At 66.8% G+C, this 19,724-nt stretch carries 19 protein-coding genes; 5 read left to right on the top strand and 14 right to left on the bottom strand.

The window, feature by feature from the left end:
• Positions 1–29: 29 nt before the first annotated feature.
• The gene (locus L1892_RS10360; RefSeq protein ID WP_235723508.1) at positions 30–677 is read left to right on the top strand and encodes a TetR/AcrR family transcriptional regulator; all 648 of its coding nucleotides are present in this window, start codon (positions 30–32) and stop codon (positions 675–677) included.
• A gap of 134 nt (positions 678–811) precedes the next feature.
• Here the strand turns inward: L1892_RS10360 and L1892_RS10355 are convergent, their stop codons facing one another.
• From L1892_RS10355 to L1892_RS10335, 5 genes are all read right to left on the bottom strand, one after another.
• Complete coding sequence (locus tag L1892_RS10355) at positions 812–1,666, bottom strand: LLM class F420-dependent oxidoreductase (RefSeq protein ID WP_235723507.1); 855 nt, start codon at positions 1,664–1,666, stop codon at positions 812–814.
• Between the two features lie 65 nt (positions 1,667–1,731).
• Positions 1,732–2,778, bottom strand: a complete 1,047-nt coding sequence (locus tag L1892_RS10350; RefSeq protein WP_235723506.1) for a prenyltransferase/squalene oxidase repeat-containing protein — start codon at positions 2,776–2,778, stop codon at positions 1,732–1,734.
• Positions 2,775–3,515 (bottom strand): class I SAM-dependent methyltransferase, encoded by a 741-nt coding sequence (locus L1892_RS10345; RefSeq protein ID WP_235723505.1) that lies wholly within the window; start codon positions 3,513–3,515, stop codon positions 2,775–2,777. Before L1892_RS10345 ends, L1892_RS10350 begins: the two co-directional genes overlap by 4 nt.
• A 57-nt stretch (positions 3,516–3,572) precedes the next feature.
• A complete protein-coding gene (locus L1892_RS10340; RefSeq protein ID WP_235723504.1) occupies positions 3,573–4,850 on the bottom strand; it encodes a glycosyltransferase family 4 protein in 1,278 nt (425 codons plus the stop codon).
• A gap of 3 nt (positions 4,851–4,853) precedes the next feature.
• A complete protein-coding gene (locus L1892_RS10335; protein WP_235723503.1) occupies positions 4,854–6,530 on the bottom strand; it encodes an FAD-dependent oxidoreductase in 1,677 nt (558 codons plus the stop codon).
• A 120-nt stretch (positions 6,531–6,650) separates the two neighbouring features.
• Here L1892_RS10335 and L1892_RS10330 point away from each other — a divergent pair, with 120 nt between their 5' ends.
• Genes L1892_RS10330 through L1892_RS10320 form a run of 3 tightly spaced genes read left to right on the top strand, consistent with a single transcriptional unit; the run spans position 6,651 to position 8,127 of the window.
• Complete coding sequence (locus L1892_RS10330; protein WP_235723594.1) at positions 6,651–7,460, top strand: acyl-[acyl-carrier-protein] thioesterase; 810 nt, start codon at positions 6,651–6,653, stop codon at positions 7,458–7,460.
• A 41-nt stretch (positions 7,461–7,501) separates the two neighbouring features.
• Positions 7,502–7,750 carry a type II toxin-antitoxin system Phd/YefM family antitoxin gene (locus tag L1892_RS10325; RefSeq protein WP_235723502.1) on the top strand — a complete coding sequence of 83 codons (249 nt, stop codon included), beginning with the start codon at positions 7,502–7,504 and terminating at the stop codon, positions 7,748–7,750.
• Positions 7,735–8,127, top strand: coding sequence for a PIN domain-containing protein (locus tag L1892_RS10320; RefSeq protein WP_328714834.1), 393 nt, complete (start codon positions 7,735–7,737; stop codon positions 8,125–8,127). The genes L1892_RS10325 and L1892_RS10320 overlap by 16 nt, the downstream gene beginning before the upstream one ends.
• Before the next feature lie 10 nt (positions 8,128–8,137).
• Here L1892_RS10320 and L1892_RS10315 read toward each other — a convergent pair whose 3' ends face one another.
• The 9 genes from L1892_RS10315 to L1892_RS10275 form a co-directional block, all read right to left on the bottom strand.
• A complete protein-coding gene (locus tag L1892_RS10315) occupies positions 8,138–8,683 on the bottom strand; it encodes a DUF3558 domain-containing protein (RefSeq protein ID WP_235723500.1) in 546 nt (181 codons plus the stop codon).
• Complete coding sequence (locus L1892_RS10310) at positions 8,680–9,582, bottom strand: Hsp15 family ribosome-associated heat shock protein (RefSeq protein WP_235723499.1); 903 nt, start codon at positions 9,580–9,582, stop codon at positions 8,680–8,682. Before L1892_RS10310 ends, L1892_RS10315 begins: the two co-directional genes overlap by 4 nt.
• Before the next feature lie 96 nt (positions 9,583–9,678).
• Positions 9,679–9,873, bottom strand: coding sequence for a hypothetical protein (locus L1892_RS10305; RefSeq protein WP_235723498.1), 195 nt, complete (start codon positions 9,871–9,873; stop codon positions 9,679–9,681).
• A 90-nt stretch (positions 9,874–9,963) separates the two neighbouring features.
• The gene (locus tag L1892_RS10300) at positions 9,964–11,658 is read right to left on the bottom strand and encodes a hypothetical protein (RefSeq protein ID WP_308191696.1); all 1,695 of its coding nucleotides are present in this window, start codon (positions 11,656–11,658) and stop codon (positions 9,964–9,966) included.
• 138 nt (positions 11,659–11,796) lie between these two features.
• On the bottom strand, positions 11,797–13,449 hold the full coding sequence (atzF, locus tag L1892_RS10295; protein ID WP_235723497.1) for an allophanate hydrolase: 1,653 nt from the start codon (positions 13,447–13,449) through the stop codon (positions 11,797–11,799).
• The gene (locus tag L1892_RS10290) at positions 13,446–15,470 is read right to left on the bottom strand and encodes a 5-oxoprolinase/urea amidolyase family protein (protein WP_235723496.1); all 2,025 of its coding nucleotides are present in this window, start codon (positions 15,468–15,470) and stop codon (positions 13,446–13,448) included. The genes atzF and L1892_RS10290 overlap by 4 nt, the downstream gene beginning before the upstream one ends.
• A 38-nt stretch (positions 15,471–15,508) precedes the next feature.
• Positions 15,509–16,171, bottom strand: coding sequence for an urea amidolyase associated protein UAAP2 (locus L1892_RS10285; protein WP_235723495.1), 663 nt, complete (start codon positions 16,169–16,171; stop codon positions 15,509–15,511).
• Positions 16,172–16,267: 96 nt separating this feature from the next.
• Positions 16,268–17,122, bottom strand: coding sequence for an urea amidolyase associated protein UAAP1 (locus tag L1892_RS10280; RefSeq protein ID WP_235723494.1), 855 nt, complete (start codon positions 17,120–17,122; stop codon positions 16,268–16,270).
• Between the two features lie 40 nt (positions 17,123–17,162).
• Complete coding sequence (locus tag L1892_RS10275) at positions 17,163–18,704, bottom strand: amino acid permease (RefSeq protein WP_235723493.1); 1,542 nt, start codon at positions 18,702–18,704, stop codon at positions 17,163–17,165.
• A gap of 240 nt (positions 18,705–18,944) precedes the next feature.
• Here L1892_RS10275 and L1892_RS10270 point away from each other — a divergent pair, with 240 nt between their 5' ends.
• Positions 18,945–19,592, top strand: coding sequence for a TetR/AcrR family transcriptional regulator (locus L1892_RS10270; RefSeq protein ID WP_235723492.1), 648 nt, complete (start codon positions 18,945–18,947; stop codon positions 19,590–19,592).
• Positions 19,593–19,724: the final 132 nt, after the last annotated feature.

Below are 19,724 nucleotides of genomic sequence, written 5' to 3'. Positions count from 1 at the left end.
ATTTGTCTACGATTTGCTAGGGTTCGGTTGTGAGCGAGGCATCGACCGACAGCCGTCCGACCAGCACGGTGAGCGGCCGACTCCTGGACGCGACGGAGAAGCTGCTCGCCGACAAAGGAATTCGCGCCACCACGATGCAGCAGGTGGCCGAGACCGCGGGAGTTTCGCGCGCGTGGCTCTATCGCCACTTTCCGGACAAATCCACGCTGATCGGCGCCGCGATCGTGCGATTGAACGAATCGTTCTGGTCCGGTGCCGTCGGCGAACTCGATCGAATCGAGGGGTTCGACCGGCAAGTGGCAGCCGGGGTGCGGATCGGACGTGGCGCCTACGACGACCCGGGCACCTTGCTGATGCGCCTGCGGACCGAGGAGCCCGACGACTTCGCGGCGTGTGCCGGCGCGGGTGTCACCGGCCTGGTACCCGATCTGTCGGCGTTCTGGCGCCCGTACGTCGAAGCGGCCACCGACCGTGGCGAGATCCACCCCGCCCACGACCTCGCCGAGGTCTCCGAATGGGTTGCGCGCGTGCTGATCAGTCTCGGGACGGTGCCGTCGGAGACCATCGACCCCGACGATCCGGACGCGGTGCTGCGGCATGTGCGGAGATACCTCATGCCCGGTTTGCGGGCTGATCCGCGGGACGTGGCGGGTGGTCTCGATACGCCGCTCGGCTAGCGCCTCGCGACTACTCGACCAGCAGTACAGAGCGCGACCCAACCAGCAGTACAAAGCGCGACCCAACCAGCAGTACAAAGCGCGACCCAACCAGTGGTTGGGACGCAACCCCAGGCAGGGCTTGGGGGTCCGGATCAGACGCCGACGGGCGTGAGCCCGAGCTTGCCGGCCAGTTTCGCGAGGTACCCACTCGCCCGCTCAACGCTGTCGTCGGGCAGTCCGTAGAGCACCTGGGTCACGCCGATCTCACGCCACTTCTCGAGCTTCTCGGCGACCGGCTTGAAGTCGAGGACCACGATCTGCGGATCGCCGGCCCGCCCCGCATCGGACCAGATCTGCTTGAGCAGGGTCACCGAGCCCTCGATGTCGTCCTCACCCGGAGTGGTGATCCATCCGTCGGCGCTGCGCGTGATCCACTTGAAGTTCTTTTCGTTGCCGGCCGCACCGACCAGGGTCGGGATGTGCTGTTGGGGTTTCGGCCACGCCCAGCTGGTACCGAAATCGACGAATTCGCCGTGGTATTCGGCTTCCTCGTCGGTCCACAGCGCGCGCATCGCCTCGAGATACTCGCGCAGCATCGTCCGGCGACGCTTCGGTGGCACATTGTGATCGGCGAGTTCGTCGAGGTTCCAGCCGAATCCGACGCCCAAGGTGAGGCGTCCACCCGAGATGTGGTCCAGCGTCGCAAGCGTCTTGGCGAGCGTGATCGGATCGGACTGGACCGGCAACGCAACCGCAGTGGCCAGCCGAATCCGTTCGGTCACCGCGGCCGCAGCGGCCAGCGAGGTCCAGGGGTCCAGGGTGCGCATGTAGCGATCGTCGGGCAGTGTCTCGTCGCCGGTCTGCGGGTGGGCCGCATCGCGCCGCGTCGGGATGTGTCCATGCTCGGGCACGAAGTACGACGCGAAGCCGGCCTCCTCGATCAACGGGGCCAGCACCTGGGGCTTCAGCCCACGGTCGCTGGTGAACTGCACGATTCCGAATTCCATGGACCCTCCCGCGCGACGTCGCGATAGCGGCCGCCCACACCTTGGACGGCTGACTGGACACCAGTCTAGGTGACTTCCTGCCCGAGGACCAGGGTTTGCCGGACGTCGCGGAAGATTCCTTCGCCGGCGCTTGTCCGGCTGATCGCGTCGGCCGCCAGCACCACGGCCGCCGACGTCCAGCAACTCTTCTCGACCGGCCAGCGCTTCCCGTCGGAGAACACCAGTCCCGTCCAATAGGAGCCGTCGGGGTCGCGCAGATGCTGGATGGATTCGACCAGTGTGATGGCGTCTGCGGTGTCCCCGAGCGCGTCGAGCGCCAGCGCCAGCTCACACGTCTCCGCCCCGGTGACCCACGGCCGGTGGTCGACGCACCGGATACCCAATCCCCCCACCACGAATTCGTCCCAGCGGCGGGCGATGTGCTCCTGACCCGCACGTCCGCGCACAGCACCACCGAGGATCGGGTAGTACCAGTCCATCGAATGATCTGACGGCGGCTCGAAGTTCTCCGGGCGCTCACGGATGACGTTGCCGAGCGCGGCATGTGCGGTCGCCCACGATGATTCCGGCTGCCCCATCTCGTCGGCGATCCGCAAGGCACAGTCGATGGCCTGGAAGATACTGGCATTACCGGTGATCTGGGCCTGGTCGAACATCGCGCCGGTGCGATGATCGCCACCCCAGCGGAACGCGCCGTCGGGACGTTGGAACTTCATCACCAGATCCATCGCCGACCACACCGTCGGCCACATCTCGTCGAGAAACGCGGTGTCACCGGTGATCAGATAGTGATGCCACACCCCGACCGCGATGTAGGCACAGAAGTTGCTGTCGATGTTCGGGTCCTGCACGCGACCCTCGATCATCCGGATCGGCCACGACCCGTCCTCGCGCTGATGCCGCTGCGACCACGCATAGGCCGCTTCGGCCTCGGCGATCCGACCGGTCACCGACAGTGCCATCGCCGACTCCACATGGTCCCACGGGTCGGTCTGACCACCCGGAAACCACGGCAGCGCCCCGGAATCCTCCTGCATCGCCGCGATCGCGGCACCCGTGGCGTCGACCTGCTCGGCGGTCAGTACCCCTGCGATCGCCGGTTGCGGTGTCACCTGCCCGCGGCGTCGGCGCCGGCGTTGCCCGGCTTGCGCAGGTACAACGCGACCGACTTGCCGATGAATGGGTTGAGTGCCTGCTCACCGACACGGGTCAGCCACGGCTTGCTCATCATGTCCCACACCAGCAGCTGATGATAGCCCTTGACCAGGAAGTTGTCGTTGTTCTCCACGCCCACAGCGCATTTGATCCACCAGTACGGCGCGTGCAGAGCATGCGCGTGATCGGTACCGGTGACCTCGAGGCCGGCTTGCGTCAACTTGCCGGCGAGTTCGGACGCCTTGTAGATGCGCACATGCCCACCCTCGACCTCGTGATACTCGTCCGATAGCGCCCAGCACACCTTCTCCGGCCAGTACCTCGGCACCGTCACTGCGCCGACGCCGCCGGGCTTGAGGATGCGCACCATCTCGGCGATCGCGGCCTCGTCACTCGGGATGTGCTCGAGGATCTCCGACATGAGGACCACGTCAAAGCTGTTGTCGGCGTATGGAAGCCGCAGCGCGTCACCGACCTCGGCGCGCGCCTTGGCATCGCTGGGCACATGGCCTTCGGCCATCATCGCGTCGAACATCTCGGCGACGTCGGCCATGTCCTGCTCGGACTGGTCGAAGGCGATGACGTCCGCGCCACGGCGGAACATCTCGAAGGAGTGCCGGCCCTGTCCCGCCCCGATATCGATCGCCTTGGTCTGCGGACCCACCCCCAGGCGGTCGAAATCCACTGTCAGCACGCGTTCTTCTCCTTTGTGTCGATCCGGTGTCGCGCGAACGGCCTTCGGCGCGCCAGGTCACCGCGCAGTGGTGAGTCCCGAGCCGCTCTGTTCGGCGCCGACCCGCTGCAGCACTGTCTCATAGTGTGCCGCGGTTTTCGCGGCGACCGCCGCCCAGCTGTAGCGTTCCTCCACCCGGCGGCGGCCCCCCTCACCGAGTCGACTGCGCAGCTCCGCGTCGTCGAGCAGCCGTTCGATCGCCTGCGCCAGCGCACCCGAGTCGCGCGGCGGCACCAGCATCGCGGCCTCCTCGCCGGTTCCGACGACCTCGGGAATCGCGCCCGCCCGTGTGGCGACCAGCGGCGTGGCGCAGCTCATCGCCTCCACCGCGGGCAGCGAGAATCCCTCGTACAGCGAGGGCACACAAGCGACCTCGGCGGAGGCGAGCAGATCGGCCATCTCCTCGTCCTCGAGACCGGAGACCACCCGCACCTTGTCCCGGATGGCGAGATCGTCGATCATTCTGGCCGACGGGCCGTTCGGGTCCAATTTGGACACCAACACGAGTTCGACGGCGCGTTCGGCGCTGAGTTTGGCGACTGCCTCCAGGAGATACGAGACGCCCTTCAATGGCGCGTCCGCACTTGCGACGCAGGCGATCCGACCGGGCACGCGCTCAACACCCGGCTTGAACACCGCCGTGTTCACCCCGAGCGGGATCGTGGTGATGCGGCCCGACGGGATGTCGAAGGCCTTGCGGATGTCCACCTCACTGCTGCGAGACACCGTCAGCAGCTCCGGAATGCGTCGGGATACCCGACCCTGCATCCGCAGGAAGGAATGCCAGCGCCATGCGGTGATCTTGCGCCAGCCCTTGGCGGCTTTCACCGCGAGCGTGCGATCGCGGGTGATCGGATGATGGATCGTCGCGATCAGTGGGAAACCGGCCTTCTGGATGTCGAGGAGACCGTAACCGAGACATTGGTTGTCGTGCACGATGTCGAAATCGTCGCGCCGTTGTCTGAGCATCCGCGCCACCCGCAGGCTGAACGTCAGCGGCTCACCGAAACTCGCCGTCCACATCGAACCGACCTCGAGGGCGTCAATCCAGTCGCGGTACTCCCCGGGCCGCGGCGTGCGGAACGGGTCCGGTTCGTCATAGAGCGCCATGCTGGGCACCTTGGTGAGCTTCACCCCGGCGTCGAAGGCCACCTGGTCGAGCTCGGGATAGGGCTGGCCGGAAAAGATCTCGACCTCGTGTCCGAGCAGCGCGAGCTCACGGGACAGATGCCGGACGTAGACCCCCTGGCCGCCACAGTGCGGCTTGCTGCGATACGACAGCAGTGCGACGCGCATCCCTTACACCGGTTCCATGCCGGCGGCGGTCTCGAACTCGGTGACCGCGACGATCTTGACGCGGCGGCGACCGGCAGATTTGCCCGCGTCGCGCTCGGCGGCGTCGATCGCCTTCCAGCCCGCCAGATCGATTCGTCGCGCACCCCGATCGGCGACGATGTCGGCGACATCGTCACGCACCACGGTCGGCGCAGGCAGAGCGCCGTCGACGAAGTCGCGCAGCACCGCCTCCGCGGTTTCCTGCCCACATATCCGGTTCATCCCGATCCCCCCGGTCGCGCCTCGTTTGATCCAACCCGTCACGAACAGGCCGGGCATGACGTCGCCATCGGCCACCGCCTGCACCCGCCCGTCCGCATTGGGCACCACACCCTTGACCTCGTCGAACGGCAAGTCCATCACCGGCACACCGCGATAGCCGATGGCCCGCAGCACCACACCGGTCGTCAACTCGAAGCGCTCGTCGGTCGGCGTGACCGCGATCCGCTCGGTGCCCGGCGCGTAGGCATTGCGCACGCAGGTCAGCGACTCGACATGTCCATCACCGCCGATCTCCACCGGCGAGACCAGGAAGCGGAACACGATGCGACGGTTGCCGTCGGCGGTGGGTCGTTCGGCGAACTCGCGGGCCAGCCGGATCTTGGTGGCGATGGTCGAGTCGAGCGTGTCGTCGTCGAGCGCCGCCTCGGTGGCGGCATCGAGAACGAGGTCGTCGGGGCCGATGACCACGTCGACGCCCTCGACGTCACCGAGCGCGAGGAACTCGCTGTTGGTGTAGGCGGCCTGCGCGACACCGCGCCGGGCCAGCAGGACGACCTCCCGGACATTGGACTCCCGCAACGCGGCGAGCGCGTGGTCGGCGATGTCGGTCTTTGCCAACTCCTCGGGATCGCTCACCAGGATGCGGGCGACGTCGAGGGCGACGTTGCCGTTGCCGATCACCACCGCCCGTTCCGAAGACAGGTCGACGTCGAGGTCGGCGTAATCGGGATGGCCGTTGTACCAGGCGACGAACTCGGTGGCGGGGATCGAACCGGAGAGGTCTTCGCCCTCGATGCCGAGCCGCTTGTCGGTCGCGGCGCCGACGGCGTAGATCACCGCGTGGTAGCGCTCGGCGAGCTCGGCGTGCGTGATGTGCTTGCCCACCTCGACGTTGAGGAAGTACTGGAAATTGCGTTTGGCCGCGGTGGCCGCGAACGTCTTCTCGACCCCCTTGGTCGGGGCGTGATCGGGCGCGACGCCGGCGCGGACCAGGCCGTAGGGCGTGGGCAGCCGATCGAACATGTCGACCTTGACCTGGGGTTTGCGCACGAGTTCCTCGGCGGCGTAGAAGGCCGCCGGGCCGGCGCCGACGATCGCGACATGCAGCTCTCCGTCGGGCAACTGCGGCGCCTTCTTGGGGGGCACCAACCCACCCTCGACGTCATGGTCCTTGTAGTAGTCGGCGTTGATCTGCAGGTACGGCTCGTCACGCTCTTCGAGCTGGTCATCGGGCAGGATCGCCTCGACCGGACACTCGTCGATGCACGCACCGCAATCGATGCAGGTCTCCGGATCGATGAACAACATCTCCGCGGTGAAGAACTCCGGTTCGTCCGGAGTGGGGTGGATGCAGTTGACCGGACACACGCTGACACAACTGGCGTCGTTGCAACATGGTCGGGTGATCACATGCGCCATCTGCTGTTTCCTCGAAATCCGACACGTGGAACGTGTTCTAGTTTTTCCGTCCTGAGTATCTTAACTGTAAAGATACCGGCGGCCGAAAGTAGGGACCGAGTGAGCGCCTCACCCAGCGGGATGGACAGCCAACCACTGCGGGATCGAAAGGATGGTGCACGGCACTTCGAAGTCGCCTACCGAGTCCGCACCGGCGACATCGACCAGCAGATGCGGCTACGACTCGACGCGGTGGCGCGCTACCTGCAGGATGTCGCAAACGACAACATCGAGGCCACCGACTACAGCCACAGCGATCCCTTCTGGATCGTGCGACGCACCGTCATCGACGTCATCCGACCCATCTCGTGGCCCGCGACGGTCACCGCGCAACGGTGGTGCGGCGCGCTGTCGACTCGCTGGACCAACATGCGAGTGCGTCTCACGGCCGAGCACGACACGAATCGGTTCAATCCGGAGCCACGGGAACCGGGCCTGATCGAGACCGAGGCCTTCTGGATCAACGTCAACGATCAGGGGATGCCGTCGCGGATCAGCGACGAGATGCTCGAGATGTTGTCGTCGATGACCGACGAGCACCGGCTGCGCTGGCGGTCGATGAACCCGGACAAGGCGCCCGCGGCCGACGAGGTCTCCCTGCCCGACCGCATCCATGTCCTGCGCATCACCGATTTCGACCCGTTCAAACACCTCAACAACGCGGCGTATCTGGAGGCGGTCGAAGACGAGCTGGTCGAGCATCCCGACCTCGCCGACGTTCCGCACCGCGCGGTGATCGAATATCTTCGGCCGATCACGCCGGGTGTGTCCATCACCCTGCGCCGCGTGCGCGAGGCCGACCGTCTCCTGGTGTGGATGCTGATCCCCGACGCTGACGGCGAGCTGGTGGTGGCTGCGACGGTGTCGGTGACGAAGCTGCCGCCGGGGTGAAGAACCGGACGGTGAGGTAGCACAAGCGCTACACTGTACTGATGACGACCGTGGGACTGCGCGAACTGCGCCAAGACGCCTCTGAGCTGGTGCGACGAGTCGAGGCCGGCGAACAGATCACCATCACGGTGTCAGGTCGTCCGAGTGCTCGCCTCGTCCCTGCGGCCCCGCGAGCCTGGCGCCGGTGGCACGACATCCGCGACCTGTTCGCCGGTCCCGCCGACGCCGACTGGGCTACCGACCGCGAGACCATCGATCACGCTGTCGGTGATCCGTGGCTACCTCGGTGAGGGCGATTCTTGATACCAGCGTGGTTCTCGCCCCCGATGTTGGAGCGCTCGCCGGCGAGCTGGCGTTGAGCGCCATCACGGTGGCAGAACTGCACTTCGGTGTGCTCGTTGCCAAAGACGCAACGTCGCGGGCCGAGCGACTGCGGCGGCTACTGATCATCGAGCGATCCTTCGATGCGCTGCCGGTCGACGAGGCGGTTGCAGCCGCATACGGCAAAGTGGCTGCTGCCGTACTCGAGGCGGGCCGGCAACCTCGCGCACGCTCGCTGGATCTACTCATCGCGGCCACCGCACATGCCCACGACGCGCATCTCTACACGCGCAATCCGGCGGACTTCGTCGGTATCGACGAGTTGGTCCGGGTCATACCGGTCTGAGCCGCACCCGTCACTGACCACCGCTGAGCAGCAACTCCATCAGTTTGATCGGGGCCGCGCACGGGTCGGCCGGTACCGCCGACGTGCGGGGTTCGACCCACCAGGTGTAGACGCCCCGGCTCGGTGCGCGTGCGGTGACGCCGCAGACGGCCGGCCGATCCGGGTCACGCTGCGTGAACGCGGCCTGGCTGGCGACCTTGATGTTCTCGGTCTGGTAACCGAGTTCCTTGGCGGTGTCCTTCTCGACGTTCGGATCGCCCCACTCGAACCAGTTGAAGGTGACACCGGCGGTGGTGGTGCCCTCGACGATCCATCGGCAGATGGCGCCGTTGAAGGTGCCCCGGGCCACCGTCCCGCCCACCGCGTCGGCGATCTGCATCGGGGACAACACCGAGCATTCGAGCAGCAGATTGTCGAACTGGTCAGTGTCGACGTTGCCGGGCTGCTGATCGTCGGCGGCGCCAACGGCGACCGGGGTGCCGTCGACGCTGCAGCCGGTCGCCATCCCCAGGCTCATCAGCACCGCGGCGAGGACCGCGAGCAAGCGGCGCCTCATGACGCCCGCTCGATCGACAGTCGCGACAGCTCGCGGGCAGCGTCGCAGATCTGTTCGGTCGGCGGTGGCTGCTCACCGAGGAGCGCCTGCGTACCGGCGCTCACCGACCATTCGAAGAAGTCGGCGCCGAACGCGATGCCGATCTCGCAGATGCCGACGTCGGAGGCGATGAATCCACGGTGGCCGTCGATCTCGACGTCCTTGGTCGATTCGCGGGACAGTTGCTCGGTGGCGCGTTCGCGCCCGATCGGCGAACCGCGGTACCAGTTGAACGAGGTGACGGCGCCGGTGCGGTCACCGCTGCTGTCCCATTCGCACACCGACGGGTTGTTGACCGTGTTGGACAGGCCCGCGAACTTCGTGATCCGGGTGACCTCCTCGGTGGTCAGCCCGCCACACTCACCGAAGAACGGCCCTGCTCCGGCCTGCGCCGGCGCCTCAGGCGTATTGGGCGATGCCGGGTCGTCGGAGTCACCGGAGCCACCCGAGCACCCGGTGAGCACGACAGCGACGATCGCCACCGTCGCGATGAGGAAGCCGCCGCGCATCCGCAGACGGTCCAACTCACGGCGTTCGCGTTTGGTGGGCCGACCGGCGCCGCGGTCGCGTCGGGGCTGACTGGCCAGGACCTCGCGTGGCGGCGGTGGTGGGCTGCGGTCGATGAAACATTCGGCCGCCGCGGGCGCGGACACACGCTTGGCGATCAGTTTGGTCACCTCGACGATCCGTTCGTGCCCGTGCAAGCGGACGCGCACCTCGTCGCCGATGGTGACCGGTTGTGCCGGCTTCGCGGTGACGCCGTTGACACGGACGTGCCCACCGCGGCACGCCGCCCCCGCCGCTGATCGGGTCTTGGTGAGCCGGATCGCCCAGATCCAACTGTCGACGCGGGTGGCCATTGCTCCTCTGCGTTGGTCGTTGCTCGGGGTTGGTCGTTGCTCGGGGTTGGTCGTTTCTCGGGGTTGGTCGCTTTGGGGTCAGTCGCTGCTCGGGGGTTACCGCTGACGGGTCAGGAAGTAGTAGCCGGCGCCCCCGGCCACGAGGCCGATGATCAGCGCAGGCCAGAACCCGAGAACCAACCAGAGCACCGCGAACACCACGATCGCCGGTGACACCGCGGCCACCGCCATCCCGGGATGCTGACGTACGACCTCCGACACCGCTTGACGTTTCGCTGGATCTACCGCCATGGCTCCTCCTTGGTGCGGCCGGTCAGGTGAAACTGATCGATTCCTCCACTGTAGCCAAGGAGAGCGGCCATCCCCGATGACGCCGCGGCGTCAGCCCTCGTCGACCGACGACGAACCCGCGTCACCTCCGTCCGCGGAGTTGTCACCGGAATCGGAATCCGCGTCGGACTCGGTGTCGTCGGTGCTATCAGCGGACCCGGTGTCGGCCGGGTCGACGTCGGCCGGGTCGGCGTCTGAGGCGTCGGTGTCGGAGGCGTCGGTACTGTCGGTATCGTCTGCGGCGCCGTCGCCGGGTTCGGTCGACTCCGTTGGGGCCCCGGGGGTGGCGGAATCGGCGATGGTGTCGGAAGCATCGTCAGCGCGATGCTTGCCGACATACTCGGGCGTTACGTCGGCGATCCGGTGCTTGCCGACGTACTCTTCGGTCTCGTCGGCAGCGGACTCCGGCTCGACCTGGGCCGGCTCACTGAGCGCGGCAATCTGTTGCATCGTCGGCGCCTCGGTCTCGCTCGCCGCGAGAGTAGCGGTCGACGTCATCGACGAACTGGTGTCGGGAATGACGAACGGACCGGCCGACGGGATACCGAACGGGAATTCGATGTCAGGGATGTGCAGGACGGGCACGATCTCACCGGTGTCGAGTTCACCGAGGGCCAGGATCGGTAAGCCCAGATGGTTCGGCCGTTCCTGTCCGTTGACAGTGACCATCGGGTTGAGCGTGAGCTGCTGACCGAGCCAGTTGATGGTGGTCGATTCCTGCGTCCCATAGTCGCTGGTGAAGCGGACGAAGTTGCCGCTGAGCAGGTCGTAGTCCCCGGCGAAGCTCAGCCGGGCGAAGTCCTTGCTGAGGGTGAAGGGTTCGCCGTTGAGCAGTTGGGTGATGACCTGAGAGAAGACGCCCGACGGATCGGTGAGCACCGCCGACGGATCGGTCAGCGCGAACTGGACCTCGCCGTTTGGTTGTGACCACCGGAAGTCGAAGGTGCCCAGTACGTTCGCGCAGGCACCCACCTCCTCTGCGTACGCACCGGTCAGGCCGCCGTAGCAGCTGACCTGTTGGATACCGGGGATGTCGACGCCGGTGTCGAGCCCGAGGATGGTCACCGGGATGTCGTCGGTGGTCCACGCGTTGGCCATTCCAACGATCGCGAACGCGTAGGCGGTGCGCCCATCGCTGGCGCCCGCGGTCGCCAGGCTCAGCGGTAGGTAGGACACCGCGGTGGCATTGCCGCCCGTGGACGCCATCGCGAACTGGAATCCACTGCCGATCACCGTCGCAGAGCCCTCTGGCTCGAGCGCGTCGTCGATCGTCGCGTTCTCAATTCCGAGAAATTCGAGCAGACTCTGAACGAAAGGATCGTTCACGGCGCTCTGGATCGGTACGAACACGACACGCGGTGCCAGCTCGAGTTCTCCCGGCAAGACAATCGCGATACCGGTACCCGTGGATTCCTGGCAGTCGGCCCCACCGCTCACTCCTCCGCTCGCGCAGCCCTGAATCCGCCATTGGTCCAGCGCAGTTTGCGATGCGGGGTTGTTGACGATCGTGCCGATGACCTCACCCAGGCTCGCCGCGGGATTCAAACTGATCGACTCGATGAGGTCAATATCGTCGAAGATGTCTGCCTGAGCCTGCGCCGGCACCACCATCTGCCCCACACCAACCGCGGCGACGGTTGCCAAGGCGGCCACCCCGGCGGTGACACCGTGGCGTTTCTGCTTGCGGTTGCGTCGTCGTTCCACCTTCTGCGAACGCCGAATTCCGTTGCCGCCCATGTTGGTCATCCGTCCCAATCCCCTGTCCACCAGATGTGAGCGCGCTCATTGAACCATGTCCGAATCGTGCGGTGTGCGATTTCAAAGAAATGTTCAACGGACTCAAACAGCTGCCATCACCTGGGCCGGGACCGACACGCCGCGCGTTCACCACCGGGTGCGGCTCAAGCGCTCCCCTCGCTCAGCGGCGTCGGCGGCGCATCCGAATCCCACGACCCATCGACCGTCGGACAGTTCGACGCTGCCCAGCATCATCGGGGCCGGCAGCGCAGCAAGAAACTCGCCCAGGGCATTCGGGGACATCACCCACACTTCGCCGGCGATCTCGTGTCCGCCGTCTGGATCCCGCACCAATCCCGGCTTGGCGGGAACGGTGTCCAACGCCACCAACCGGTAGCAGTCCGCAGTGCTCACCTCCCCCGCCCACCGCGCCCCACGCTCGGACAGTTCGTGGGTGAGTGGGCCGCCGCGCATGTGTGCACCGAACACCGCGAGTTCCACCGTCGGGGCGACGGATTCCGGCCACGCGGCACCGGGGGTTTCGGTACGCAACCGTCGGGCCAGATCCATCACGACGGCGTCCTCGTGCGAGCGAGCCAACAGCGTGATGCCGAATTGCGCTTGTGTTCGGTCTGTTTCGTCAACGGTTCCGGCGGGCACAGCGACACCGCACAGATCGAAGAGGTTGCAGAAATTGGTGTAGGTACCCATCCGGGAATTCACGCCCACCGGGTCGGCGGCCACCTCGGCCAGACTGGGGTGCGCCGGCGCGGTGGGCACCATCAGCGCATCCGCGTCACTTAGTTCGGCCATTGCCTCACGTCGCAGCGTCGCGAGCCGGGACCGCGCCACCAGCAGGTCGACTGCACTGAACCTGTCTGCGGCGCCGATGATCCCGGCGACCACTGGGTCTAGTCCGGCGGACTCGTCTGCGCCACGCAACCACCCTCCGACTGCGTGCGCGCGTTCGGCCACGAGCGCATCCTCGTACAGCAGTCGGGCGGCGGCCAGAAACGGCGTCAAGTCGATGTGCTTGATCCGCAGTCCGGCCGCCTCGGCAGTGGCAACGGCATCGGCAAACGCTGCACGCCAGGCATCGTCGAGCTCCGGCAGTTCGGCCGGAACCGCGATGGTCGGTTGTTCCGGTGCAGCCAATCGGCTCGCCGGGCCGTACGGCCGGGGCCCGGTCCCCACGGCCATCGCGGCCATCGCCCGATCGGCCAGGCCGAGGGACGCGGCGAAGATGGTCACCGTGTCATAGCTCTCACATGCCGGCACCACCCCCTCGGTGGAGACCACCCCCAGCGTCGGCTTGACACCGACGATGCCCTGCAACCCGGCGGGCACCCGTCCCGACCCGGCGGTGTCGGTGCCGATGGCGATGTCGGCGAAGCCGAGCGCCACCGCGACCGCCGAGCCCGAACTGGAACCACCCGAGATGTGTTCGGGTCGTCGGGAATCCCGCACCGCGCCATAGGGGCTGCGGGTTCCCACGAGTCCGGTGGCGAACTGGTCCAGATTCGTCTTGCCGATCACCACCGCCCCGGCCGCACGCAGCGCGGCAACCGCCGGAGCATCGTCGGCCGGGCGGTAGCGGTAGCCGGGACATGCGGCGGTGGTCGGTAGCCCGGCCACGTCCACGTTGTCCTTCACGGCGAGGACCACGCCCGCGAGCGGCAGACCGCTGCCAGCCGAGGCGGCGAACTCGGCAGCCACCTCCTCGCGCGGGCGGAGCGTGATGAACACCTCGGGCCGGTCGGCGTCGGCGATCCGGCGGTAGATGTCGTCGATGCGAGTCATGCGACCTTCCCCTGTTCGATGTTCTGGGCGCCACCACGTGCCGCGAATTCTCCCTGCTGAGACCAGCGTTCGCGCTCCTGGTCGCGAGCGGACACCATCGCCGATCGGGTGGCCGAGATGGCGCCGGCGTTGACATCGAGGAAAGCCTGATGTTCGGCCAACGAGAAGCTGCCCTCGGTGATCCGCATACTGTCGCCGCGACCGGCGGCCACGTCGGCACGCATGTCGAGCAACTCGTCGGCGCTCACCGGGTACCAACTGATGCGGTCGAAGAACCGCAGCAGCCACGGGTGCTCGGCGTCGAAACCGGGTGCCGGCTCGGGGTGGCGGTGATTCCACACCTGCGTGGTACGGCCGACGAACTGGTAGCCGCCCGGCCCCTCCATACCGTAGACACATAGGTACGCACCGCCGATGCCGACCGCGTTCTCCGGCGTCCAGGTACGCGCCGGATTGTATTTGGTGGTGACCAACCGATGTCGCGGATCGAGCGGAACCGCCACCGGCGCACCGAGATAGACGTCGCCCAGCCCCAGGACCAGATAGCTCGCGTCGAACACGATCTGGTGGACATCGTCGACCGAGTCGAGTCCGTTCATCCGACGGATGAACTCGATGTTCCATGGGCACCACGGCGCATCGGCGCGCACACCGAGCATGTAACGTTCGATGGCCTCCCGGGTGGCCGGGTCGTCCCACGACAGCGGCAACGACACCTCACGACTCGGGACCACGAGGTCCTCGGCGGCCGGCAACTGGCTCTCACACTCGGTCAGCCAGTGCTGCACGTCGCGCTGCGACCACACATCGGGGTCCACCTTGACCTGCAGGGACCTGATACCCGGGGTGAGGTCGATGAGACCGGCCGGCCGCTCGGCGGCGATGCGCTCGCTGAGTGCGTGCACGCGGGCCCGCAACGCGAGATCGAGCCGCATGTCGCCGTATTCGACCAGGATGTTGTCATCGCCGCTGCGGCGATAAGTGACCGTGGTGGCCCCGTCGGCGGTCGTGGTGGTGCCGAGTATGCCGTCGTCGAGGTCGCCGCCGGCGGAGAGCACGTTCACCATCCCGGCCCGTCGGCCCGGGCCGATCGTGGACGGTGATGCCGCATGCTCACTGCGCACGGCGACGAAGCGGACGGTGTCACCGGGTTTGAGCTGACCCAACTTCCAGCGTTCCGCGGCGACCACGGTGACCGGACAAACGAATCCGCCGAGGCTGGGGCCGTCCGGTCCCAACAGGATCGGGGTGTCGCCGGTGAAGTCCAACGCCCCAACCGAGTAGGCGTTGTCGTGGATGTTGGACGGATGCAGTCCGGCCTCGCCGCCGTCGTCGCGCGCCCACCGCGGTTTCGGTCCGATAAGGCGGATACCGGTGCGGTCGGAATTGAAGTGCACCTCATACGCGGTGGCGAAGACGTCGTCGATGTCCTCGGCCGTGAAAAACTCTGGCGCACTGTGCGGTCCGACCGTCACGCCGAGTTCCCAGCTGTGCGTGAAGGCAGGCTGCTCGTCGGTCAGGACGCGACGCGACCGCCCGGTCGGGGTGTCGGCCGGTGTGAGCTCGTCGCCGTCGGCGAGTTTGCGGCCGTCCTTGCCGCCGAATCGGCCCATCGTGAAGGTGGATCGGCTCCCCAGGTAGTCCTCGGCCTCGATACCGCCGGACACCGCGATGTAGATACGCATTCCGAGGTCGGCGGCCGCACCCACATCGAGGACATCACCCGCGTCGAGTCGTACCGGAACCCACTGCGCGACCGGACGTCCCGACACGGTGACCGGGGCGGGCGCGCCCCCCACCGCGACGATGGCAGGGGCGTCGAACCGCAGGGCGGGTCCCATCATCGTCGCCTCCAGACCGGCGGCGGTGTCGCCGTTGCCGACCGCCTGGTTGACGAGCCGAAACGAGAGGTCGTCCATCGGCCCGGACGGCGGGACGCCGACTTTCCAGTAGCCGATCCGACCGGGCCAGTCCTGGATCGTTGTCTGTGGCCCCGCGCGGAGAACGGTGATGGTGGCCATGGGTTTCGAGCTCCTCGTGTTGGAAGGCAGTTCGGCGGTCAGGCCGAGGGACGGGTGATGATGACGCGCACCGCGGTCGGATCGAATCCGTTGCAGGGGTTGTTGATCTGCGGGCAGTTGGAGATCAACACCAAGGTGTCGACCTCGGCGCGCAGCGCGAGACGTTTGCCCGGCGCCGACAGGCCGTCGACGATGCCCAGCGAGCCGTCCGGGTCCACCGGCACATTCATGAAGAAGTTGACGTTGCCGACCAGGTCACGTTTACCCAGGTCGTGTTTCGCACCACCGATGAGGAAGTTCTCGACACACGCGTGCTGGTGTTTGGCGTGGTGGCCGTAACGCAGTGTGTTGGATTCCTGCGAACAGGCTCCGCCCAGGGTGTCGTGGTTGCCGACCTCGTCGTCGACAATCGTCATCAGCGCGTTGGACTCCTGGTCCCGGATCACGGTGCCCGTGGTCAGGAAGATGTTGCCCTGCGCGGCGATGGTGGCCTGCGCCGAGTACCGGACGGTGTGATCGTGGCCGCCGTAGAACAGGGTGTCCACGGCCTGGTTGCCGTAGAGGTCGACGATGGTCAGCACATCGCCGGCGGCGACGACGCCGGACCAGGGGGCGCGGTCACCGATGACAGCGTCGGAGACTATCTCTCCCGGGACGAGGGCGAGCTCGTGAGGGTCGGTGGGGATTTCGGTGGTGGTCATGCAACTTTCCGTTCAGGTGGTTGGTCTCGATACGTCCCGGACTCGCTGCGCTCACTGTGGGCTACTCGACCAGCGGACGGGACGGTGGGTATCGGATCAGAAATGGGCTGCGGCCCAGACGTCTTCGGAGTTCGCTACCGCCCGCTGATATTCGGGGTCGGTGTCGGCGACGCTGCGCAACAGGTCGTCGAGGTCGCCGGTGGCCCGCCAGGACACGACCTCGAGCGGGCCGGTGTCGAAGGTGGGCGACGGATCGAGTGGATGGGCGGTGTTGACGACGGCCACCACGCACGGCAGGTGCAGGATCAACTCGACCGATTTGTCCCGCCCCGCCGACCCCTTCGAGGTCAGGGTGCCGTCGGATTCGACGACAACACCGTGGAAGAACGACAGCGACGGCGCCACGTCGGCGGCAGCGAGTCCGTGTTTGGCCGCTGCGAGCGTGAAGAGCTCGCGTCCGGCCGGGGTGTCCGAATGTGCCAGTCCGTCACCGTATTTCGCGATGTTGCCGGCCAGCGTGCTGGTGCCGCACAGGGCGTCGTGGTGACCGGAGTCGTCGGCGACGACGGTGGCCAGCGCACGTCCCTGGTCGCTGAGCAGAGGGTGGCCGGTCGACAGGTAGGCCTGCCAGGGCACCTTGACGGTGTCGGCGACATTGAGCCGCTCCCAGGGGGCATCGACGCGCCAGAGCAGGAGGTGCGCGCAGGCCGAGCCGGTGATGTCCCGCAGCCGCAGGCGCGTACCCCGGGCGAGCACTTTGCTGGTGTACCTACCGCTGGGTACCGTTTCCGCCCAGGTCAGCCGGTCGGCGTCGACACCGGCAGGCGGGTTGGGCCAGTTGGCGGCGGGCACCACCGGCATCGAGTCGGTGATGGTGCCGGCTTGCGACCGGGCGTGTTCGCGGGCACCCGCCGTGGTGGCGGTGCCGTCGTCGTGGATGATGGTGCTCATGATGTGACTCCTTGATGGGATGCGGTCGGGTCGCGGGATCTCAGACCGGCGAGGTGACGGGCTTGGGATGTTCCTTGCCGCGGGGGAAGCATGCGATGCCGACGAGCACGGTGATGGCGATGCAGATCGGACCGGCCCACCGCAGGATCGGCATGTCGCCCGCGGGGTCGAACACCTCGGCCCGGGGCCAGGCGAGGTTGATGACCATGAGCATGCCGTAGAGCACGGCCAACAGGTTCACGACGATTCCGAACCATCCCATGGTGAACAGCTTCTTGCCCTCTGCGTCGACGGCCGCCCGATCGGTGGGCCAGCCCTGGAACCGGCGGTACAGCATGGGTCCGGTCACCGCCAGGTAGGCGAGGTAGATCAGGATGATGCAGACGCTGGCCAGGGTGGCGAAGATCGCCGAGTTGCCGACGTTGACGAGCAGGATGCCGATGCACAGCACCCCGATCAGGATCGCGGGCGCGATCGGGGTTCCGGTGCGCTCGTTGACATGCGCCAGCGTCTTGGAGAACGGCAGCCGACCGTCGCGGGCCATCGAGAACATCAGCCGCGAGCACGCGGTCTGGATCGCCAGGGTGCAGATGAAGATCGCCACCGCGACGTCGCACAGCAGCACCTTGCCCCAGAAACTGCCGAGCACCGAGTCGAGCACATAGGGCAGGCCGCCGGTGGCCAGCTGTTCGTCGAGCGTCGGGGCCGCCATCAGCGCACCGAGCAGCATCAGACCGCCGCCGATCGCGGACACGGTCAGCGCGAGCCGGATGGTGCGCGGGGCGACACGACGTGGGTTGCGGGTCTCCTCGGCGAGCTCGCCAGCCGAACCGAAGCCGACCATGACGTAGGCGGCCATCAGGCCGGAGACGATGAAAGCCCAGATGTAACCGGGCTGCTGGCCGGGGACGCCGGTGTCGAAGACGACGTCGGGGCCGCGCTGGGCGTGAGTGAACAGTGCGAGCACCACGGCGACCACGCCGACCAGCTCACAGGTGACACCGATGTTGTTGATACGGCTCATCCACGAGATGCCCACGCAGTTGATGGAGGTGACGATGACCAGCAGGATCGAACCGAGCAGGACCGCGTTGGCCGCGCCGCTGGTGCTGGTGAGGGTGGGGTCGTCGCCGATGATCTGGAACCCATTCCAGACCGACGGCAGCACCACCTGCAGCGCGATGGCCGCGGCCGATGCGGTGACGATCTGGGCGATCATCATGAACCAGCCGCCGAACCAGCCGATCACCTCGCCGCCCATCCGCCGCGACCACTGGTAGATCGCGCCGGAGATCGGGTACCGCGCCGCGATCTCGGCGAAGCACAGCGCCACCAGGAACTGGCCCGCGTAGACGATGGGCCAGGTCCAGAAGAAGGCCGGTCCGCCGAAGCCGAAGCCAAGTCCGAACAACTGGAAGATCGTCGTCAGGATGGACACGAACGAGAAGCCGGCGGCGAAAGAGGCGAACTTGCCGAGCGACCGATGCAGCTGCTGGTCGTAGCCGAACTCCGACAGGTCGTCGGCGTCGCCTCCCGATGGTTCGGGCGGCACTGGCGGCGGCGTGATGGCGGTGGAGGTCATTGTCGTCGTCTCTCTGCTGAGGTCTGTGCGTCGGCTCCACGATGAGCGGCGTATCTGTCAGGTGATAGATAACCTTCGGCGAATTTCTATCAAGTGACAGAATTATTTCGTAGATGGAAACGCGCGCTACAAGTGTGTTACATCGCGCAGGTCAGCGGCCTGGCGGCTCCGCAATATGGGTGCGTTAGGGTGAATGCAGTCGGGTGTCGAGACCTCGACACAGGCAGAATCGAGGACCTCATGGCGTCGCGGCCGTCAGCATCGTCGGGCACCGCCGGCCCGGGCCGACCGCGTCTGGTCAAGCCACGACGGCACGGAGATTCCGCCAGCGAGGAGATCCTCGACGCGGCTGCCGAACTGTTCACCCGACACGGCTACACCGGAACGTCGACGCGGATGATCGCCGATGCGGTCGGGGTACGGCAGGCGTCGCTATACCACTACTTCAAGACCAAGGACGACATCCTCGCCGCTTTGCTCGCCACCACCGTCGATCCTTCGGTGGAGCGGGCTCGCGAGCTGCTGCAGGCCGACGAGGCGCCGCTTCACCGACTGTTGGATCTCGCCCGATACGACGTCACCCAGCTGGCCGCCGCGCGCTGGAACCTCGGCGCCCTGTATCTGCTACCCGAGCTGGCCGACGATCGGTTCGGCGAGTTCCGCGCCGCCCGCCAGGAACTCGCCGGCGCGTACGAGTCGCTGGCCACGGCGGCGCTCGGCACCGCCTCGGACACCCGGGCGCTGCTGCCGTTCCGGCTGGTGGAGTCGGTGATCATGATGCGGTCCGACGAGCAGCGCGGCGAGCTCGGCGACCACACCGTGGCCGGCCTGGTCGACACCATCGTCGGCGCCATCGAGATGCTCATGGAGCACACACCCAGCCACTGAGACCCGCTGGACCGCGCGCTCGATTGTTCTTCCCCCGGGTATCAGTTCGTTCTCCGGCGGCAGCTGGCGAGTGAAGCGATACCCGGGGGAGGAACCGCGACCTACCGATGCGCCGATCGCCGATAGGGTGTG

Source organism: Gordonia tangerina (assembly GCF_021556435.1).
GTDB classification, from domain to species: domain Bacteria; phylum Actinomycetota; class Actinomycetes; order Mycobacteriales; family Mycobacteriaceae; genus Gordonia; species Gordonia tangerina.
The sequence above is the reverse complement of the archived record's forward strand: the minus strand, read 5'-3'. Positions and strand labels throughout refer to the sequence as shown.

What these genes read in the sequence shown, in the direction of transcription:
- atzF (WP_235723497.1), bottom strand. Translation starts at nt 13,449, where the DNA reads ATGACTCGCATCGACGACATCTACCGCCGGATCGCCGACGCCGACCGG.
- L1892_RS10325 (WP_235723502.1), top strand. Translation starts at nt 7,502, where the DNA reads ATGACGACCGTGGGACTGCGCGAACTGCGCCAAGACGCCTCTGAGCTG.
- L1892_RS10335 (WP_235723503.1), bottom strand. Translation starts at nt 6,530, where the DNA reads ATGGCGCATGTGATCACCCGACCATGTTGCAACGACGCCAGTTGTGTC.
- L1892_RS10340 (WP_235723504.1), bottom strand. Translation starts at nt 4,850, where the DNA reads ATGCGCGTCGCACTGCTGTCGTATCGCAGCAAGCCGCACTGTGGCGGC.
- L1892_RS10300 (WP_308191696.1), bottom strand. Translation starts at nt 11,658, where the DNA reads ATGACCAACATGGGCGGCAACGGAATTCGGCGTTCGCAGAAGGTGGAA.
- L1892_RS10310 (WP_235723499.1), bottom strand. Translation starts at nt 9,582, where the DNA reads ATGGCCACCCGCGTCGACAGTTGGATCTGGGCGATCCGGCTCACCAAG.
- L1892_RS10315 (WP_235723500.1), bottom strand. Translation starts at nt 8,683, where the DNA reads ATGAGGCGCCGCTTGCTCGCGGTCCTCGCCGCGGTGCTGATGAGCCTG.
- L1892_RS10270 (WP_235723492.1), top strand. Translation starts at nt 18,945, where the DNA reads ATGGCGTCGCGGCCGTCAGCATCGTCGGGCACCGCCGGCCCGGGCCGA.
- L1892_RS10285 (WP_235723495.1), bottom strand. Translation starts at nt 16,171, where the DNA reads ATGACCACCACCGAAATCCCCACCGACCCTCACGAGCTCGCCCTCGTC.
- L1892_RS10330 (WP_235723594.1), top strand. Translation starts at nt 6,651, where the DNA reads ATGGACAGCCAACCACTGCGGGATCGAAAGGATGGTGCACGGCACTTC.
- L1892_RS10275 (WP_235723493.1), bottom strand. Translation starts at nt 18,704, where the DNA reads ATGACCTCCACCGCCATCACGCCGCCGCCAGTGCCGCCCGAACCATCG.
- L1892_RS10355 (WP_235723507.1), bottom strand. Translation starts at nt 1,666, where the DNA reads ATGGAATTCGGAATCGTGCAGTTCACCAGCGACCGTGGGCTGAAGCCC.
- L1892_RS10305 (WP_235723498.1), bottom strand. Translation starts at nt 9,873, where the DNA reads ATGGCGGTAGATCCAGCGAAACGTCAAGCGGTGTCGGAGGTCGTACGT.
- L1892_RS10290 (WP_235723496.1), bottom strand. Translation starts at nt 15,470, where the DNA reads ATGGCCACCATCACCGTTCTCCGCGCGGGGCCACAGACAACGATCCAG.
- L1892_RS10280 (WP_235723494.1), bottom strand. Translation starts at nt 17,122, where the DNA reads ATGAGCACCATCATCCACGACGACGGCACCGCCACCACGGCGGGTGCC.